The organism is Photorhabdus aegyptia, assembly GCF_000612035.1.
In the GTDB taxonomy this organism is placed as follows: Bacteria; Pseudomonadota; Gammaproteobacteria; order Enterobacterales; family Enterobacteriaceae; genus Photorhabdus; species Photorhabdus akhurstii.
Window position 1 is genome coordinate 14,402 of record NZ_JFGV01000036.1, and the last position, 15,954, is coordinate 30,355.

14 protein-coding genes are annotated in these 15,954 nt (G+C 44.9%); all 14 read left to right on the plus strand.

Annotated features, from left to right (window positions below):
• The first annotated feature begins 65 nt into the window (after positions 1–65).
• The 14 genes from BA1DRAFT_RS12380 (at position 66) to BA1DRAFT_RS12445 (ending at position 15,453) form a co-directional block, all read left to right on the plus strand.
• Positions 66–2,672, plus strand: coding sequence for a T6SS effector BTH_I2691 family protein (locus BA1DRAFT_RS12380; protein ID WP_036779531.1), 2,607 nt, complete (start codon positions 66–68; stop codon positions 2,670–2,672).
• Positions 2,669–3,673, plus strand: coding sequence for a putative type VI secretion system effector (locus tag BA1DRAFT_RS12385; protein ID WP_036779534.1), 1,005 nt, complete (start codon positions 2,669–2,671; stop codon positions 3,671–3,673). Before BA1DRAFT_RS12380 ends, BA1DRAFT_RS12385 begins: the two co-directional genes overlap by 4 nt.
• 193 nt (positions 3,674–3,866) lie before the next feature.
• Positions 3,867–4,631: a hypothetical protein gene (locus tag BA1DRAFT_RS12390; protein WP_036779537.1), complete on the plus strand. Its 765-nt coding sequence runs from the start codon at positions 3,867–3,869 to the stop codon at positions 4,629–4,631.
• Between the two features lie 159 nt (positions 4,632–4,790).
• Positions 4,791–6,389: a type VI secretion system protein TssA gene (gene tssA, locus BA1DRAFT_RS12395; protein ID WP_036779540.1), complete on the plus strand. Its 1,599-nt coding sequence runs from the start codon at positions 4,791–4,793 to the stop codon at positions 6,387–6,389.
• Positions 6,390–6,480: 91 nt separating this feature from the next.
• Positions 6,481–8,247 (plus strand): type VI secretion system baseplate subunit TssF, encoded by a 1,767-nt coding sequence (tssF, locus tag BA1DRAFT_RS12400; protein ID WP_036779542.1) that lies wholly within the window; start codon positions 6,481–6,483, stop codon positions 8,245–8,247.
• Entirely contained in the window at positions 8,211–9,287 is a 1,077-nt protein-coding gene (tssG, locus tag BA1DRAFT_RS12405) for a type VI secretion system baseplate subunit TssG (protein ID WP_036779545.1), read from the plus strand. The genes tssF and tssG overlap by 37 nt, the downstream gene beginning before the upstream one ends.
• Complete coding sequence (gene tssJ, locus BA1DRAFT_RS12410) at positions 9,268–9,804, plus strand: type VI secretion system lipoprotein TssJ (RefSeq protein ID WP_036779547.1); 537 nt, start codon at positions 9,268–9,270, stop codon at positions 9,802–9,804. Before tssG ends, tssJ begins: the two co-directional genes overlap by 20 nt.
• A gap of 3 nt (positions 9,805–9,807) precedes the next feature.
• Complete coding sequence (gene tssE / locus BA1DRAFT_RS12415; RefSeq protein WP_036779549.1) at positions 9,808–10,242, plus strand: type VI secretion system baseplate subunit TssE; 435 nt, start codon at positions 9,808–9,810, stop codon at positions 10,240–10,242.
• Between the two features lie 53 nt (positions 10,243–10,295).
• Positions 10,296–11,675, plus strand: coding sequence for a VasL domain-containing protein (locus BA1DRAFT_RS12420; RefSeq protein WP_036779551.1), 1,380 nt, complete (start codon positions 10,296–10,298; stop codon positions 11,673–11,675).
• A 38-nt stretch (positions 11,676–11,713) separates the two neighbouring features.
• Positions 11,714–11,938 (plus strand): BsuBI/PstI family type II restriction endonuclease, encoded by a 225-nt coding sequence (locus tag BA1DRAFT_RS12425; protein WP_235201082.1) that lies wholly within the window; start codon positions 11,714–11,716, stop codon positions 11,936–11,938.
• 82 nt (positions 11,939–12,020) lie between these two features.
• Complete coding sequence (locus BA1DRAFT_RS12430; RefSeq protein WP_036779554.1) at positions 12,021–12,338, plus strand: helix-turn-helix domain-containing protein; 318 nt, start codon at positions 12,021–12,023, stop codon at positions 12,336–12,338.
• Positions 12,339–13,152: 814 nt separating this feature from the next.
• On the plus strand, positions 13,153–13,929 hold the full coding sequence (locus BA1DRAFT_RS12435; RefSeq protein ID WP_036779557.1) for an SDR family oxidoreductase: 777 nt from the start codon (positions 13,153–13,155) through the stop codon (positions 13,927–13,929).
• A 2-nt stretch (positions 13,930–13,931) separates the two neighbouring features.
• Positions 13,932–14,645 (plus strand): 4'-phosphopantetheinyl transferase family protein, encoded by a 714-nt coding sequence (locus BA1DRAFT_RS12440; RefSeq protein WP_036779559.1) that lies wholly within the window; start codon positions 13,932–13,934, stop codon positions 14,643–14,645.
• A complete protein-coding gene (locus BA1DRAFT_RS12445) occupies positions 14,638–15,453 on the plus strand; it encodes a cyclase family protein (protein ID WP_036779562.1) in 816 nt (271 codons plus the stop codon). Before BA1DRAFT_RS12440 ends, BA1DRAFT_RS12445 begins: the two co-directional genes overlap by 8 nt.
• Positions 15,454–15,954 lie beyond the last annotated feature (501 nt).

A 15,954-nucleotide genomic window follows, 5' to 3' on the forward strand; every position in this document is an offset into this window, starting at 1 on the left:
GAATCTAACAGGCGCCGGTATGATTGCGGTGCCTGTCTTCCCTCGGAAGAACAGGAGATTTTGTGATGAATCAATCATTATGTTGGATGTGTGAGTCCACCGGACCGGCGCTGCTGCCGGTGCGCTATACCGTGGTGCCTAATGATGTTTCGGAAACCTTGCCGGTGTGGGCGGAAACGCCAGAACCTTCTGCGCCGGGTTACCATTATGCGCTGCGTGCCTTACGGCAGGGTTTTTTGTATGTCTATTACGCTAATTCCGGGCTATTTGAACCGGAGAGTTGGGATGCCTGGAGCGTTAGCGAGGATGGTGCGTTATGGCAAAATCTGAGTGCGCCTTTTGGTGTCTTTCCCCAGAAAACCTCAGATTGTCACGCCCCGACCCATCAGAGCGCTAATGTGGAATTTATTGCGCTAAGGGATATTGCTTTGCGTCAGGAAACTTGGCTGGCTTTCTCTCCCTCCGCGTGGAGCCAGGAGACCATCGAGTATTATCACAACAACCGCGAAGCACGGGAAAGGAGGATGCAGTGCGTGAAACCGTGGCAGTGGCGCGGAGTGCCGGAAGGGGTGGGGATTGCTCAGGCGACGATAGAGAACCTGAATGGGGTCATCGATTACTGTCTGGGAGACAATGATTCCGGCAAATATGTTCTGCCTTGTAACCGAAAAGTGTCTCGTATCAGCCGGACATTGGAAGAGGCACCCTACTACGAAGTTTATCACGGTGCGTTGAGGCCAAAGAGCACCTTGTATCCGTGGAGTAGCAAGCGAGCGGGATGTGCGGACATTACGGTCAGGGCGATGCAAAAACGCGGGCGGGCTGCGGATGGCACGCCGGTATCGCCAGTGCTAATAGCGTTGCATGATCCGATAGGGATAGCGCATGAATTAGCGGGCTGGAGTGATGATGTCACCGGGGCGCATAAAACCTTTCTGGATGAATTGTCGATTGAGTTTATGACCGACAGTTCATTGAATGGTGTGGAAAATCAACTGTATAAATTGAAAGCCGCAGATGTGCAAGGGCAGGTTGATAAAGCGCTTGAAGTCACTAAGCAGGAGGAGTTCAAGGCTTTTTCCGATCAGCAGAAGGCTAAGCTCAAAGAGTATGTTACTCGTGACATGGCGGAAGCGGGTAAGAAAGGTGTTGCCCGTGATTGGAAGAAATATACTGCGGAGCTGAATCTGGCTAAACGACAGGCATTTAACCAATGTTATGCCGATTTTTGTGCCGATGTGGCGAAGGAGCTGGAGCAACTGGCCCAGTTGAGGGTGAGTTGGCTGAAACAGAGCGGGTTTATCACCTGTTGTCAGGATTTTCATACCACCCGACTGGAGGACAATCTCAATTATCGTGAGGCGGTGGATTATGCCATCGCTTCGCTTAACGTGACCGAAACCGGTTGTGCATATTTAGATGCTTTAATTGACGAATATTCTGCGCTGTCACCAGAAAATATTATCTGGCGCTCGTTATTGCTGAATAACCCGGAAGTGATGAAAGAGATGGACGGGTTTTTACAGAAGATGAAACTGAATAAGGATAACCATCAACCGGCGGCTCCTTCGGATTTTATGAAAGCGGTGTCAGATCTGAGTGGGAAACTGATTGAAGCCTACGATAAAGCGAATGAAGCGCTGGAAAAGCCGCCAAGATCCGACAGCACCTTTGCCCGTGCCATGCTGCATTGTGACCGGCGACTGGTCACGCTGGGGGATCGGTTCTTGAATTTTACTCGCTTGGGAAAAGTGCTGGACAGCATGAATGAAATGCTGAGTAAAGCGTTGTTATCGGTGATTTCAGGTGTGCCGCTTGATCAGATGGTTGAACTGTCGGTATCACAACTTAAGGACGGTAATGCGTTTCGGCAGCAGGTGTTGGAGCAGCTTAAGAAGCCGGGAGTGAAAGCTCGTCTCGAAACTAAAAATAATTATGAGCGTGATTTTAAGGAATTTGCTCGAAGCGCTGAAGGAGAGCCAGTATTAAAAAAATCCCGGATTAAATGGTTAGTTTTGGCTTCCAATATTCTGGAGTTTTCCAATCAGCTACAAGAGAGTAACGGGGATGCTAAGAGTCAAGAGCAGGTGACCTCAGCGTTTTTAAGTACACTGAGTACAGCGATGGAGATTGTGGAGCCAATAGTTAAACACGGAATGGAAAATATGGCTGCTGCCAACACCATTAAGTTTATTGGAGCGAGTGCGGGAACGCTCTCTTCTGCATTAAATCTGGGGGTAGATGCCAGTGACCTTTATTCTGAATTGCATGGCAGAGGTCGCTGGCAATTTATTGGCCTTTACGGTCTTAAAAGTGCTTATGAGTTTATGCAGTTAGTAAAAGCATTAAATGGTTTATTAGAAGTTTTAATTGATAGAGCATTACTTTCTTCTAAAAATTTATTTGTTGAGGGGGTAGCAAAGCTTTTAGCGTGGGAAACTCTTGCTTGGTTGTGTACTTGGGAGGCGATGCTGTTAATTTTTGCGGTTGAAGCGTTGGTGACGTATTTTTCTGATAATGATTTACAAAAATGGTGCCGGAGTTGTGTTTTTGGTTTGGAACCAGCGAAGAATTTGCAATCCACGCAATGGATTTACCCTGAATCACAGAAAGATAAGTTGTGTGAAGAACAACGTAACAGTCTTGCTAATGCAATTAAGGACGGCATATGAGTACCTATCGTTCTTTTAAAGAGGCCATTGATTTTGAGGAAATAAAAAGTCAGAGAAGACGTCTTGATACACGAATAGCAGTTAAAAGAGAAGTAATGATTCCGCGTTATCCTGAAGATAGAGAAGAAATAGAAAAAGCCATTGCGGAGATTCAAGCCAAAATCCCCGAACTGGATGCAATATTAGCAAAAAAGCCGCCGCCACCGGAATTACCGCCGGGTAAGCCATTAATTAAAGTGAGTGGCGTATTGGAAGAGTTCGAAACCCTGTGTGTGATTGGTTATTTTACTGATCGTGAATATGATCCGGTTGCCTTTGCCCGTCAGGAAGAATTGGAGTTGTATGGCGGGCTATTAATGTCGTTGGCGGGAAATACTTCGGGGTCTAATGCGTCAACTAACGTTCGGAAGCGTGATGTCTGTGATTTTGTGCGGGGGAAAATCAATGGTATCCCATTCCACGGCTGGTTAGGGTTTACGGTAGCCAAAGTGGGTGATTATGTTGAATTAGCGGTAACAGAGAAAGAAGGGCATTATGTGGTTTATGCCATTACCCATCCCGGATTAAGGATTGTTTCTATGACGCCGCGTTGTAAGCAGGGGATTCATTCAAATGCCAAATATCAGATACGCGCTACTTGGTATTTTGCTTTACTGCTATTTTTTATATTTATGATACCGAGCCTTTTTGATGAACAAAACGGAGAAGATATTATTGATTATATGAAATGTATCTCTTCATTTTTGGGTTTGATGGCGATTGTCTTTTCACCGTTAATCTATTTTTCTTGTATGAGAAAACCTAAACCGACATTTAGGCTGGCTGAGGAGATTTTCACGGTATTGGGTTTCCCTAATCCTACGGAAATTAATCTTGAGAAATTCACAAAAAAGAGGTTGAAGGAGATCAAGGCTAATTCTCCCGACGAGCAATCCGATAAGGAGAGTGAAAGAGTTTTACCCGATAAAGATTGTTTTATAAGTTATTATTACTATTACTAATTCAAGTAATAGGATGGAGTAAAACAACTCAATTAAAGATTTACCGAGTAGTACTCGGAATTATCTATAACCAGTCGTATAGATATTAATAGATTGCTTACCTTTGGAAAATTCAGTCACGAATTATCCAATGTGAAGTTTTATATAAATTTATCTGTTTGATATGTAATGTTGTGTAAATTAGGGAGTTTTTGTGAATCAGATCTATAAAATAGCTTGGATAGGTTTGGCTATTAATGTATTAACCTGTTTCGTCTTTCTGGCGGCTATAACAGTACTTAGTGCTGATTATTCTGTTCTCTCTTCTAGAGAGCAATATCTTGTTGATAAGTCATTAATAGTGAATGCTTTGATGGTGGTTTTTATTTTGCTGGAGGTGGTTAATCTATTTGTTATTCTCAAAATGCCAAAGTATGCAAAAATCAGCTCTTTTATTGTGTCGAGTTTTTTTCCATTTGGCGCGGTTTATTTTATTGGCTGTTTGTTATCGATTCAAAGAGTTACGCTATCCCCATTCTCTGAATATCAAGGCAATAATAATGCTTCCGATTCCACTGTTTATTTTGTACGGGGAAGGTATCGAGAAAAAGCGTGTATTTTTGGTGGTTTGACGCTGGTGATGTTAATTCATGGCGCGATTAATATTTGTATGATGATAGCGGCGATGCATTTCGTTTCATATCGTAAAACAGAAGATCGCTGTTTCTTTGCCGAGAAAGAGGATGGTTTTTTGTTAACACCGACCGCCTTGAGTAAAACTATTTTCTTGCCATATGGATGTATTAATAAGGTTGAGGAACGTGAAAATAGTGTGCTGGTCGCTGTTTATTTAAATCAGAAAATCGATCTCGTATTTTCGAAGAAATTTATTGCCAGAGAAGATCTGGTAAAAATCATCGAGTCTCTTTCACGGGCGGCATCTAATAATCAAGGCAATATTATCACCTTGGAAATGTGAAAAATTTGCTCTTAATAATATAGGGACTGTGATGTTTAAAGGTGTTATTCGCTTGAGTAATAAGCTCAATAGCGACGGTGAAGTTATTTCTGTCTCTTTATTAATGAGCAGGATTCCAGTGGCTGACAGAGATATTCAGCATTAAAGGAGAATATAAAGATGCTGCAACAGCTAATTGCAAGTTGTTTTGTTGAACGCGATGCACTTGCAGAAGCACGGCAGAACGCTGCGCTGTGGGAAAACTGGTTGTTACCCATTAGTGCCGATTTGCCCACAGGTAATGATCCGGTCTATGAAGACGATTTTCAGCATATGCGGGAGGAGGTCAACAAAATCAGTGGCATTGATACCGCTCTGATTTGTCAACTGGCGGAAAGGTTGTTGACCACCAAATGTAAAGATGTCCGCGTGGCGACCTACTATGTGTGGGCCAGGCTGCATTGTGAGGGGGAGCGTGGTCTGGCAGAAGGGTTGGCGCTATTGGCCGGGCTGGTGGATCGTTTTGGCGAAGCCCTGCTGCCCAGTCGGACTAGCAGCCGTAAAGCCGCGCTGGAGTGGCTGACCGGTGCAAAAATGCGGGACAGTTTATCTTGCTATCCAGAGGTCAATCGGACTGATTTTGACCACATTCTGGCGGCGTTGGTGTTACTGGAACACTCATTTTCCTCTTGGGATGAAGAATCTCGTCCAAGCCTCGTTGGGCTGGCAAGAACACTGGAGAGCCGGTTAGCTCAGTCCGGCGGCGTGAGTGCAGTGGTGCCGCAAACTGCCGCTCCGGCAGCGCCATCGGGCGGGCAGAGCAATGCGTCAGCGCCGGGTGAACCACCGGTATGGCGTCAGGTGCAATCTGGGCGTGATCTGTTGAATCAGGCGCGGGAACTGGTGCGTTATCTGAGTGATCAGCCTCAGGGCTGGCTCTCTTCCGCCCGGCTGATACGCAGTGTTCGTTGGGATACCGTACATCAGCTGCCGCCACAGGATGCCGATGAGCGCACTCGTCTGGTGCCTCCCCGCACCGAATATCGCGCTCAGTTAAAGCGGCTCTACCGGCAACAGAACTGGCATGAGTTATTGGAACAGGCCGAGCGCATGTTTGCGGAAGGGGTGAATCATTTTTGGCTGGATTTGCAGTGGTATCTCTGTCAGGCATTAAACCGATTGGGCTGCCCTTATGAAGGTTGGGCGGACATCATGAAACACGATCTGAGAATCCTGCTTGAACGGCTGCCGGGGCTGGAGAGTATGGCCTATAACGATGGGACGCCCTTTGCTGATGAGGTGACAACCAGTTGGATAGCCCAACAGGTTTATGACAATCAGGCTGATTGGCAGTTTGAGCATTTGCCGGTGCAACCTCGACACGATGATGACGTTTTGGCGCTGGAAGCGGAAGCGCTGCAACTGGCGGACAGCGAGGGCATTGATGCAGCGTTGCGCTGGTTGGGGCAATTGCCCGGCATTAATGGAGCACGTCACCGCTGGTTGCAGCGTTTGCTGATGGCGCGGGTGGCTGAGCAATACGGCAAAAATGAAATGGCGCTGCATTTGTTGACTGAACTTGACGCCGATGAGCAATTCAATCTTGGCGAATGGGAGCCGGAACTGATGTTTGAGGTGAAAGCGTGTCTGCTTAAGTTGCTGCGTATGAAAGCCCAACGCAGTGAACATGATAAAGCGAGGATGGCGCAACGGATGGAGGCTCTGCTGGCTGGGTTGGTGGCGATTGATCCGGTCAGAGCTTCGGTGCTTTGTGGTTGATGCTGTCTGTCCGGTGTAGGTGCGGTCATACACCTTTTCGACGAGTTTTACCCCTTTTTTCGTTTTTATAACAACCATTAAGAGTGATGATATGGATGATTTAATTCTCCGCTATTACGAGGCGGAAATGCACTATCTGCGTGAAGCTGGCAAAGAGTTTGCGCAGGCGCACCCGGATCGGGCCGCCATGCTGAATCTGAGCGACGATCGGGATCTTGATCCTTATGTAGAGCGATTGCTTGAAGGCTTCGCTTTCTTGATGGGTCGGATGCGTCAGAAACTTGATGATGATTTACCGGAACTGACGGAAGGGCTGGTGAGTCTGCTGTGGCCGCACTATCTGCGGACTATTCCTTCACTCTCCATTGTTGAATTGGCGCCTGATTATCAGACTTTGCCAAAAAGTGAAGTGATCGCCAAAGGGTTTGAAGTGATATCTCAGCCCGTAGGGCCAAGCCAGACCCGCTGCTATTACCGGACTACCCGTGATATACCGATTACACCGCTGCATATCGCCTCTGCGACGTTGCAAAATGAAGCCGACGGCCGTTCAGTAATCCGTTTGCGTTTTGACTGCGGTCAGTTGACGGAGTGGGATAAGGTGGATTTGTCACGGCTGCCTCTGTATCTCAAAGCGGGCCGTCCGGTGAGTTCTGCCTTACATCTGGCGTTGACCCGACAGACTCAACACATTTACGCACGCTTGCCCAGTCGGGAAGGGCGTTCTCGTCTTGAGAATGGTTCTTTTTCCCCAATGGGATTCGACAACGATGATGTTTTGTGGCCGAAACAGGAGAGCGCGTTCAGTGGCTATCAGTTGTTGCTCGAATATTTTACTTTCCGTGAAAAATTTATGTTTGTGGCGCTCAATGGTTTGGATTCGTTAGACATTCCAGCCAATACGCCTTGGTTTGAGTTGGATATCGTACTCAGTGAACTGTGGCCCTATGAATTGAAGTTTTCAGCGGAAAATATTCGATTGCATTGTGTGCCGGTAATCAATTTGTTCCGTGTTGAAGCTGATCCGATGCACATTTCGCGTATGCAAAATGAGTATCTACTGCGCCCAATGCGTATTCAGGATGGTCATACTGAAATTTACTCGGTGGATGAAGTCTCCTCTTCCCGACGAGGTGATGCGCAGTGTTTTGTACCGTTCAGTAGCTTTCGCCATCGGGGCGGCATTATGCGCAGTTCCGCGCCGGAGCGTTATTTCCATACTCGTGTATGTCGAGGCCCTTCGGGTTTGCACGATACCTGGCTGATCCTCGGTGGGGAATCGTTTGAAACTGACCCTGAGCTTGATGATGAAACCCTTTCACTGCGTATTACCGGTACCAACGGGCAGTTACCTCGTCAGGCATTACGTAACACCCAACTTGAGCAGACATTACACTCCGCCGCAGGCCAGCTGCGCGTAAGAAACCTTTGCTCGCCGACATTGCCCTGTTATCCCCCGGCGAACGATCGTTTCCACTGGCGGATATTGAGCCATCTCGGTTCTAACTTTCTTAGCATGATGGATAACCCAGAGGTGCTGCGCGGCACGTTAGGGCTTTATAACTGGACCGATGATGAGATGAACTGCCGCTGTCTGGACGCCATTGTTGGGGTGAAACACGCCTTAATCCAACGTTTTGAACAGGGCTTTCTGCTACGGGGCGTTGATATTGAGATAACCCTTAATAGCAACGGCTTCTCCGGCGAGGGCGATATTTTCCTGTTCGGTGAACTGCTTAACCGTTTCTTCTCGCTGTATACCGATATTCACCTGTTTAACCAATTGACACTGGTCCTTCAACCTTCTGGGAGATGTTTGCGATGGCAAGAAAATCACAATCAGCGTATTCCCGGCTAATGCAGCAACTGGCGCCGAATATTTACGATTTTAACTTTTATCGCTTCTGCCAGTTGCTGGAGAGTATGCGAGATGGATGCCCGCCGTTGGGCAGTACGATGTCGCCCGGTGATGATCCGATCCGTTTCCGGCCTGATCCCGGTATGGGTTTTCCCGCCGGTGAACTGAAAAATGTGGAGTGGGATGAGCAACAGCCTGAACAGCCACCGACAGTACGCACGACGTTTCTCGGCCTGTATGGCGTCGATTCACCGCTGCCCTCCGCTTATCTGAACGATATCGTCCAGCAGAGTGAAGGCTATGAAGGCGTGGCGGACTTTCTGGATATTTTTAACCATCGAATGATGACCCAGTATTACCGTATCTGGCGTAAATACTCCTATCCCGCGACTTATGAACCGAGTGGTCAGGATGAAACATCGCAGTGCTTGCTTGGGCTGATTGGTTTGGGGATCACCGGCAGCCAGCAACATATTGCAACGCCGGTTTCTCGCTTTTTGGCCCTACTCAGCATCATGCGATTGCCGACCCGGATAGCAGAAGGGGTGATGGCGCTGGTTAAGCTGTTGGCTCCTCTCACGCAGGTACAGGTGGTTCCCCATGATCGCAGGCGAGTGCGGTTGACCCAACCGGTTCGCTTAAGTCGTCGCCATCCGGTTCAATTTTCTCAACGTCCAGTACTGGGCAACGTAGGGACGGATGTTAACAGCCAAATGGTGCTGGAGCTCTATACCGAAGATACCGATGAAGCGCAGGGGTGGTTACCGCAGGGGGAACTGCATACCGACCTGTTGGTGTTGTTGCGTGTTTATCTGGGCTGGCGTTGCAGTGTGCGATTACAGCTCACCTTACCCAAATGGGTATTGCCGTCAGCGCAGTTGGGGAAACAGCGTGTTCGGTTAGGCCGAACAGGTGTATTGGGATTGAAACCGGGATCACAAACGGTTTCTGGCATGGTGAAAATTAATCTGGGGCACTATCAAGGGCTCTTACCGAGTTATCAATATAGGGAGGCCGAGAATGGCAGCTATCAATTTTAAATCCGTCATAATGGGCGGCATAGTGTGTTTGGTGACAGTTGGGTTAACCGGATGTGGTCTGACACAGACCGTAACTGATGGCACGGCAGCTGTTACGCATTCCATTTTCCATAAGCAGGTGAAAATGCTGCGTCTGGATTTCACTGCGCGCAGTGCGCTTAACATTACCGGCGCGCAAACTCCGTTGAGCACGGTGGTACGTGTTTATCAGCTTAAAGACAATAAAGCATTTGAGCGTGCCAGTTATACGGAACTGTTGAAAGGCGACAGCGAGGCGCTTAAGGCGGATTGGCTGGCGCAGCGGGATATCAGAGTGGCGCCGAAGGGGAGTGTGTCACTGGATATGCCGATGGAGAAAGCGGCACGGTTTGTGGGGATTGTGGGGCTGTTTCACACACCGGATGCCGCCAATAGTGGTTGGCGGTTGGTGATCAGGCGTGACGAATTGGATGCTGAGAAACCGCGCACGATCGAGTTGGGTAGCGGCACCCTGACATTGAATGGGATGAAGGGGTGATCAATGAAACATCTAAGACCTTCGCTTTACGAAATGTTGATGTTTAACTTTAACGGTGGGCTGGATCTCAATCAGATCGATGAACGAAATCAAGTGATTTTATCCGTGATGGATAATATGCAACGTATCCTGAGCAGTCGAGCAGGTTCGATTGCTCACTTACCGGATTATGGCCTGCCTGATTTCAACGTCATTTTGCAAGGGCTGCCCGCGTCGTCACAGAGTCTGATCGCCACAATCGAACACACGTTGTTGACCTATGAGCCGCGTTTGAAACGAATCTATATCACGTTACTGCCGCAAATTGAGCCGGGACATCTGCGTTATGACATCAACGCTGAGCTGAAAGAGATAGGATTAGTGCGTTTTAGTACGGAATTTGTACCGGAAGGGAAGGTATTAATCCGCCATTTACGTCAACAAGGCCATATCGATTAACCCTCCGTTTCATTAGGTTGGCTTGCTGAAATAGCCTGCTAAGGATAACTGTTATGACTACAATATCATCCGGTAACACGATACATACCGGGGATGACCCACGCGCACTGCCGGAATTCAGCGCGCTGAAAGAAGAAATCGGTAAATTGAACCATCCGGCTCGACCTGATGTTGATTGGGCCAGAGTTGAACAACTTTGTCTGGCGTTGTTTCGATTAAATGGCGTAGAGCTACAAAGTGCCGCTTGGTACACATTGGCCCGCGCTCAACGCGCCGGATTAGCCGGTATTGATGAAGGATTAGCATTGATTGATGGATTAGTGAGCCATCAATGGGCGCAGTTCTGGCCTCAACCAACGCATGCACGGATTGAAATTTTCGCCTGGCTGGTTGCACGCTTACAGCAGGTATTGCGTACTTGCGTCTTCTCTTATATTGACTTGTCGCTCATTTACCGGGTGGAAAAGGTGCTTGAGCAACTGTGTGAAGTGCTTCAACGTCTGGAGCTGAAACATGTCAGTAAACTTGACAGTTTGCGTGTACAGCTTCACAACAGCGCCCGGCGATTAGAGTGTTTGGAGCAGGAAAAGGGTTCGGTACCGGTATCTCTTGCCTCGGTGCAGCCTGTTGAGGGCAAGGCTATTTTGCTGCCCGAAGAACCCTCTTCGCCGCAACTGATCTACGTGGTACAGGAGACGATCTCATCGGTGCAACCGCAGGTCAAAGTCGCTCAGGTTGTGCCTGCTTCGCGCTGGAAAGCTTGGCACGGTTTTGTGGCGGGAGTTGCATTTTGTGCGTTGGTTGTGACAGGCGGTTGGCTGGTGGACAGGATACGGCAACCGTCCCCGTTGGTTGAGGCTTTGCTGGCGACGACCTATCCGTTACCGCAGACACTGCTGCCTGCACAACTTGCCGAATTACACCAATCGGATAATGCGGCGCTACTGAGCCGGTTACAGGATAAAACGTTGGATGCGAGTCGTGCGCAACTGACAAATTTAACCACTTTGCCAGCTTTGTGGCCTTTGAGTTATGGTTCTCAGCTATTACAACAGCTACGTACATTGTGGCCGGCCAGTCAGGCAGTACAGGATATGCAAAATCAGTGGTTACACCAGCGTGAGGCGGCGGCATTGCCGATGCAGGCATTGGAAAATTACCATCTAGCCCAATTACGCCTTCAACATCTGACAGACCGACTTGACGCATTGGATGAAAAACGCGGTCGTTATCTCACCGGTTCTGAATTGAAGTCTATGGTGTTTAGCATTCGGCAGCCGTTGGCGAATACTCCGCCATTAGAGGAGTTGCTGCGTCAACTGGCGGAACAAAAAAAGAGCGGCACTGTATCGCTGGCATTACTGATGCAAATTAACACCCGTTTTAATCAATTGCTGAATCGCTATTATTTGTTGCTGAAAGTAGGAGGGTAACTTTGTGGAAAGTAAGAAATTAACAAAATCGGGTTAACATGCTGCTCATGAAGGAGAGGGGATGTTTTATCTATTTTTATCCGATGCGCCGTAAAACCCCGTTCTTCACAGCCGGTCTGGTCTACGTTACCGCTTTTCCTAACCGAAGTATTATGAGCCGCTACCTTGGTGAAATTGCATGGGAGAGTGAGGTGTGGGTTGCAGATGCGCCGTCCCATCTTATTCACTTTAACGGGGTGCGTTTCCTTGGCCCTTACGAATGAGTGTGCCGTGTTTGGATAGATATTGCAGTTATATCAAATTTGATATAACTTGTCGGCTCAGGCACTGATTAAGGTAGAGATGATGGAATTTATAGTAACGAAAAACCCTTATGTTTCATCCAGCAATAATCCTAACGAAGCAAATGATAAACATATTCGCGCTCAATTAATGGTGATCATCCGTAAGATGATTAAGGAGCGCGGTTTAAGTCAGGTAAAAGCGGCGGAGCTTTTGGGAACGACTCAAGCGAGAATTAGCGAGATCATTAATGGAAAGCTGGAAAACCACACTATTGATAAATTATTCAATATGCTAAATCGGCTCGGTTGGAATTTCGAATTTAGTTATCACGACGGTATGGTGACTGTTGCGGTAGATAAAATAATAAAAGTCGCGTAAATATAATAAATATCCGGTAAGATCTAAACTATTCCGATAGAGAATATTGAGAAATTATGATCTTTATATTTAATTCCTTTTAATAACGTTGCTGAAATATATTTATTGATATATTTAATATAACAAAAAGTTATATTTTATAGAGATCAGTCGTGCATTAAATTGTCACATAAGCCAGCCGGTGATTAATTTTGGTATATCGCCGGTTTTGACATGCTGATGGTAAGAGTACGTGCTTGGAATATATCTTTCATCAATCTGTGCCAACAATGGGATTAATTGGTAACATAAGCCTGTTTAAGGGATAGGTAATAAAAGCTTTCAGGGTTTCCTATATTGCACTTTGTCCCATCTATCAATTATTATTTCATGATAAAATAACCCAGCGGTTAATTCATAACATCTTATTTTCCAACCAATTGTAAATAAAGTGGTTATTACTGATTATTTATTTGATTCTCTGATTAGTCAGAAAAAGATGAATTTGTATAGCGGTATGATAAAGTATTTTGGTATTAATACGTTGTAGTAAATGTAACATTGTTATATTATTGATTTTTACGAGAATTGGTTAATATTTTTTGTAAATGCTGACAAAAACTGTCACTAGTTTGTGAATAATGCTTGTTAGGGGTAATCGTGTTTTTCCGTGAATAGCAATAATATATACCCTATAGATTTCAATATGCATCGCGACGGCAAGGGAGCGAATCCCCGGGAGCATAGATAACTATGTGACTGGGGTGAGTGAGTGCAGCCAACAAAGAAGCAATTTGAAAGATGACGGGTATAAATAACGATAGGAATAGTTCAGATGAAATATGCCGTTATTACTGGTGCGACAGGAGATATTGGTTTCGCAATTACAGAAAGATTAGCTGAAGATGGCTTTGAACCAATATTATTATCGCGTACTCCTGAGCGTCTTGATAGTGCAATTGGTAAGTTACGCAATAAATATGGTAGTCAATTTGCAAAGAAAATAGTTTGTGATGTCTCTAATCATGAAGATGTTAAAAAAGCGTTTGATCAACTGGATCTTGAAGATAATAAGCTGACAGTACTTGTGAATTGTGCTGGCATTGCTGGTGGCGGTATTACTGCTGAAATAAGCCCACGAACTTGGCAAAATGTCATAAACGTTAATTTAAATGGCACTTATTTTGTTATACATGAAGTTTTGAAAAGAAAATTAATGTTATCCGGCGGCAGAATTATCAATATTGCCTCCACCGGCGGGAAACAAGGTGTTATTCATGGTGCGCCTTATTCGGCTTCTAAGCATGGTGTGGTTGGCCTGACTAAATCCTTGGGGCTTGAATTAGCGCGTAATGGTTCAGGTGTGACGGTTAACGCAGTGTGTCCTGGGTTTGTTGAGAGTGAGATGGCGGAGCGTGTTAGAGAACATTACGCCAAAATTTGGGGCACTGATGTCGCTGAGGCGAAAAGAAGAGTCGAAGAGCGTGTTCCTATCGGAAGATATGTTGAACCCAATGAAGTGGCTGAAATGGTTGCTTATCTTGCATCTCCTCTCGCCGGGGCTGTAACCGCTCAAGCACTTAATGTGTGTGGTGGATTAGGTAATTACTAATTATGGACGGCATTTCTTTATCATCCGATTTTTTTGATCTTTGGATTATTAAAATCGACGATATTGATTTAGCTTCTATTGAACAGTTAATTCACCATTCTGATATAGTTCGCTATAACCAAATTTGTTTAGCGGATAGAAGAAAAAGATTTATATTTCGACGGGCTGCATTACGTTATGTTTTAAGTCAATATTTATCTGATTATGAAATCATAACGAATGATAACGGAAAACCTTATATATCCACGGAGCAAGACTTCAAATATTATTTTTCACTGAGCGCGTCAGGAAACTATTGTGCCATCGGTTTTAGCTCAAGGGAAATAGGTGTTGATATTGAAGTCACTCCTTCTAAGATAAAACTCTCAGAAATTATTGAATGTTTTATTAAGGATAAGGAGCTGGAATATATGCAAGATGTAATGTTAAAACAACGATTAGGAGATAACCACGGATTTCAGAATTATTATCATTTAATGTTATTATGCTATTGGGTTAGATTTGAAGCATATATTAAATTATTTGCTTCGACTTTACATGAGAAATTATTAGCTAATAATCCTGATTCTGTTAAAGATATGAAAGAGTTAGAGTCGAGCACATTATTGATTCATCATCAGAAATTTGTTTGTGCCTTATCTCAAAAGAAAGTAATTGCTACACCGAATATCAATGAAATAAACTATTCCGAAATTATAAGGAACAAAGATGAGTAATATTATTGACTTAAGTGTTCCTATAGATTGTGATTTTTGGGAGCCTGAGAAAGTAACTAGGGGAATCGTTGATCATAAAGAGGGCGCCAATAAATTAGGTGAAAGTTATTTGTATTTTCATACCAGTTCATGGTGGAAAAGAGCCTTTGTAAAACGGTTCAAACGCAAAAAGTGGATCATTGATCACAATGATTTTCCTGATGGTATGGGATTATCACTGATGTATTATCACTTGACCACACATACCGGAACACATATTGACGCTCCCTATCACTATGGGTGGCATGAAGGGCAAGAGCAGCCAGCAACAATTACTGATATCCCTTTGGATTGGTTTTATAATCATGGTGTATTACTTGATTTTAGTCATGATAATCAATCAATTGATAAACAGGCGGTAGAAAACCAATTAAAGAAAATTAATTATAAAATAAAAGAAAATGATATAGTCCTTATCAATACCGGAGCTGATAAACTGCTAGGAGAAAAATCCTATTTTACTCACTATAGAGCGATTGAAAGTAGTGCTGTTCAATGGCTAGTAGAGCAAGGGGTAAAGATTATTGGGACAGATGCGTTTAGCTTTGATCGGCCATTCATAGAGATGATTAACGATTATAAAAAAACTGGGAATAAAGATTGCTTATGGCCATCTCATTTTATCGGACGGGATCACCCTTATTTACAGATAGAACGGCTTTGTAATTTAACCAGTATTCCTAAACCTTATGGATTTAAAGTGTGCTGTTTTCCAATAAAATTAGAGAAAGCAGATGCTTCATGGAGTCGAGTGGTCGCAATATTATAATAATAATATATAATTATAGGGTAAGACGGGGGAAATATGAGCAGAAAAGAGACTTCAAGATCATACAACTAAATCTAATAACTTGGGCATACCTTAGATGTTTAGAAAAGGTGCTTGAGGTATGAATTGTGCATGGCATGATTTACTTGTATCGAATCCGCAAAGATACAGCTCAGTGTAAATTAATAACTAGAGGTAGAGTAGATACGCCGATTTAATCGGAAATTCCAGTGGGCAAGGTGATATATAGGCTAGCAAAAGATATCTTATCTTTGCTATGTTGTTTGGTTATATTGCACTGTGAGCGGGTATATCAGCTCTATGATAATAAATTTGTCATCTCCTTTCTGGATGATTTTTAAGAATAAATTGGTTCATTAAGAAAAAGATTAATTATTCTATCCATAGGCAGGTCGAAGGGAGTTAACTTAGTTTGGTTTAACCTGAAATATTCATATTATTCTTGCAGTTTAAATAGATGAAAGATCAGTGAAATAACCA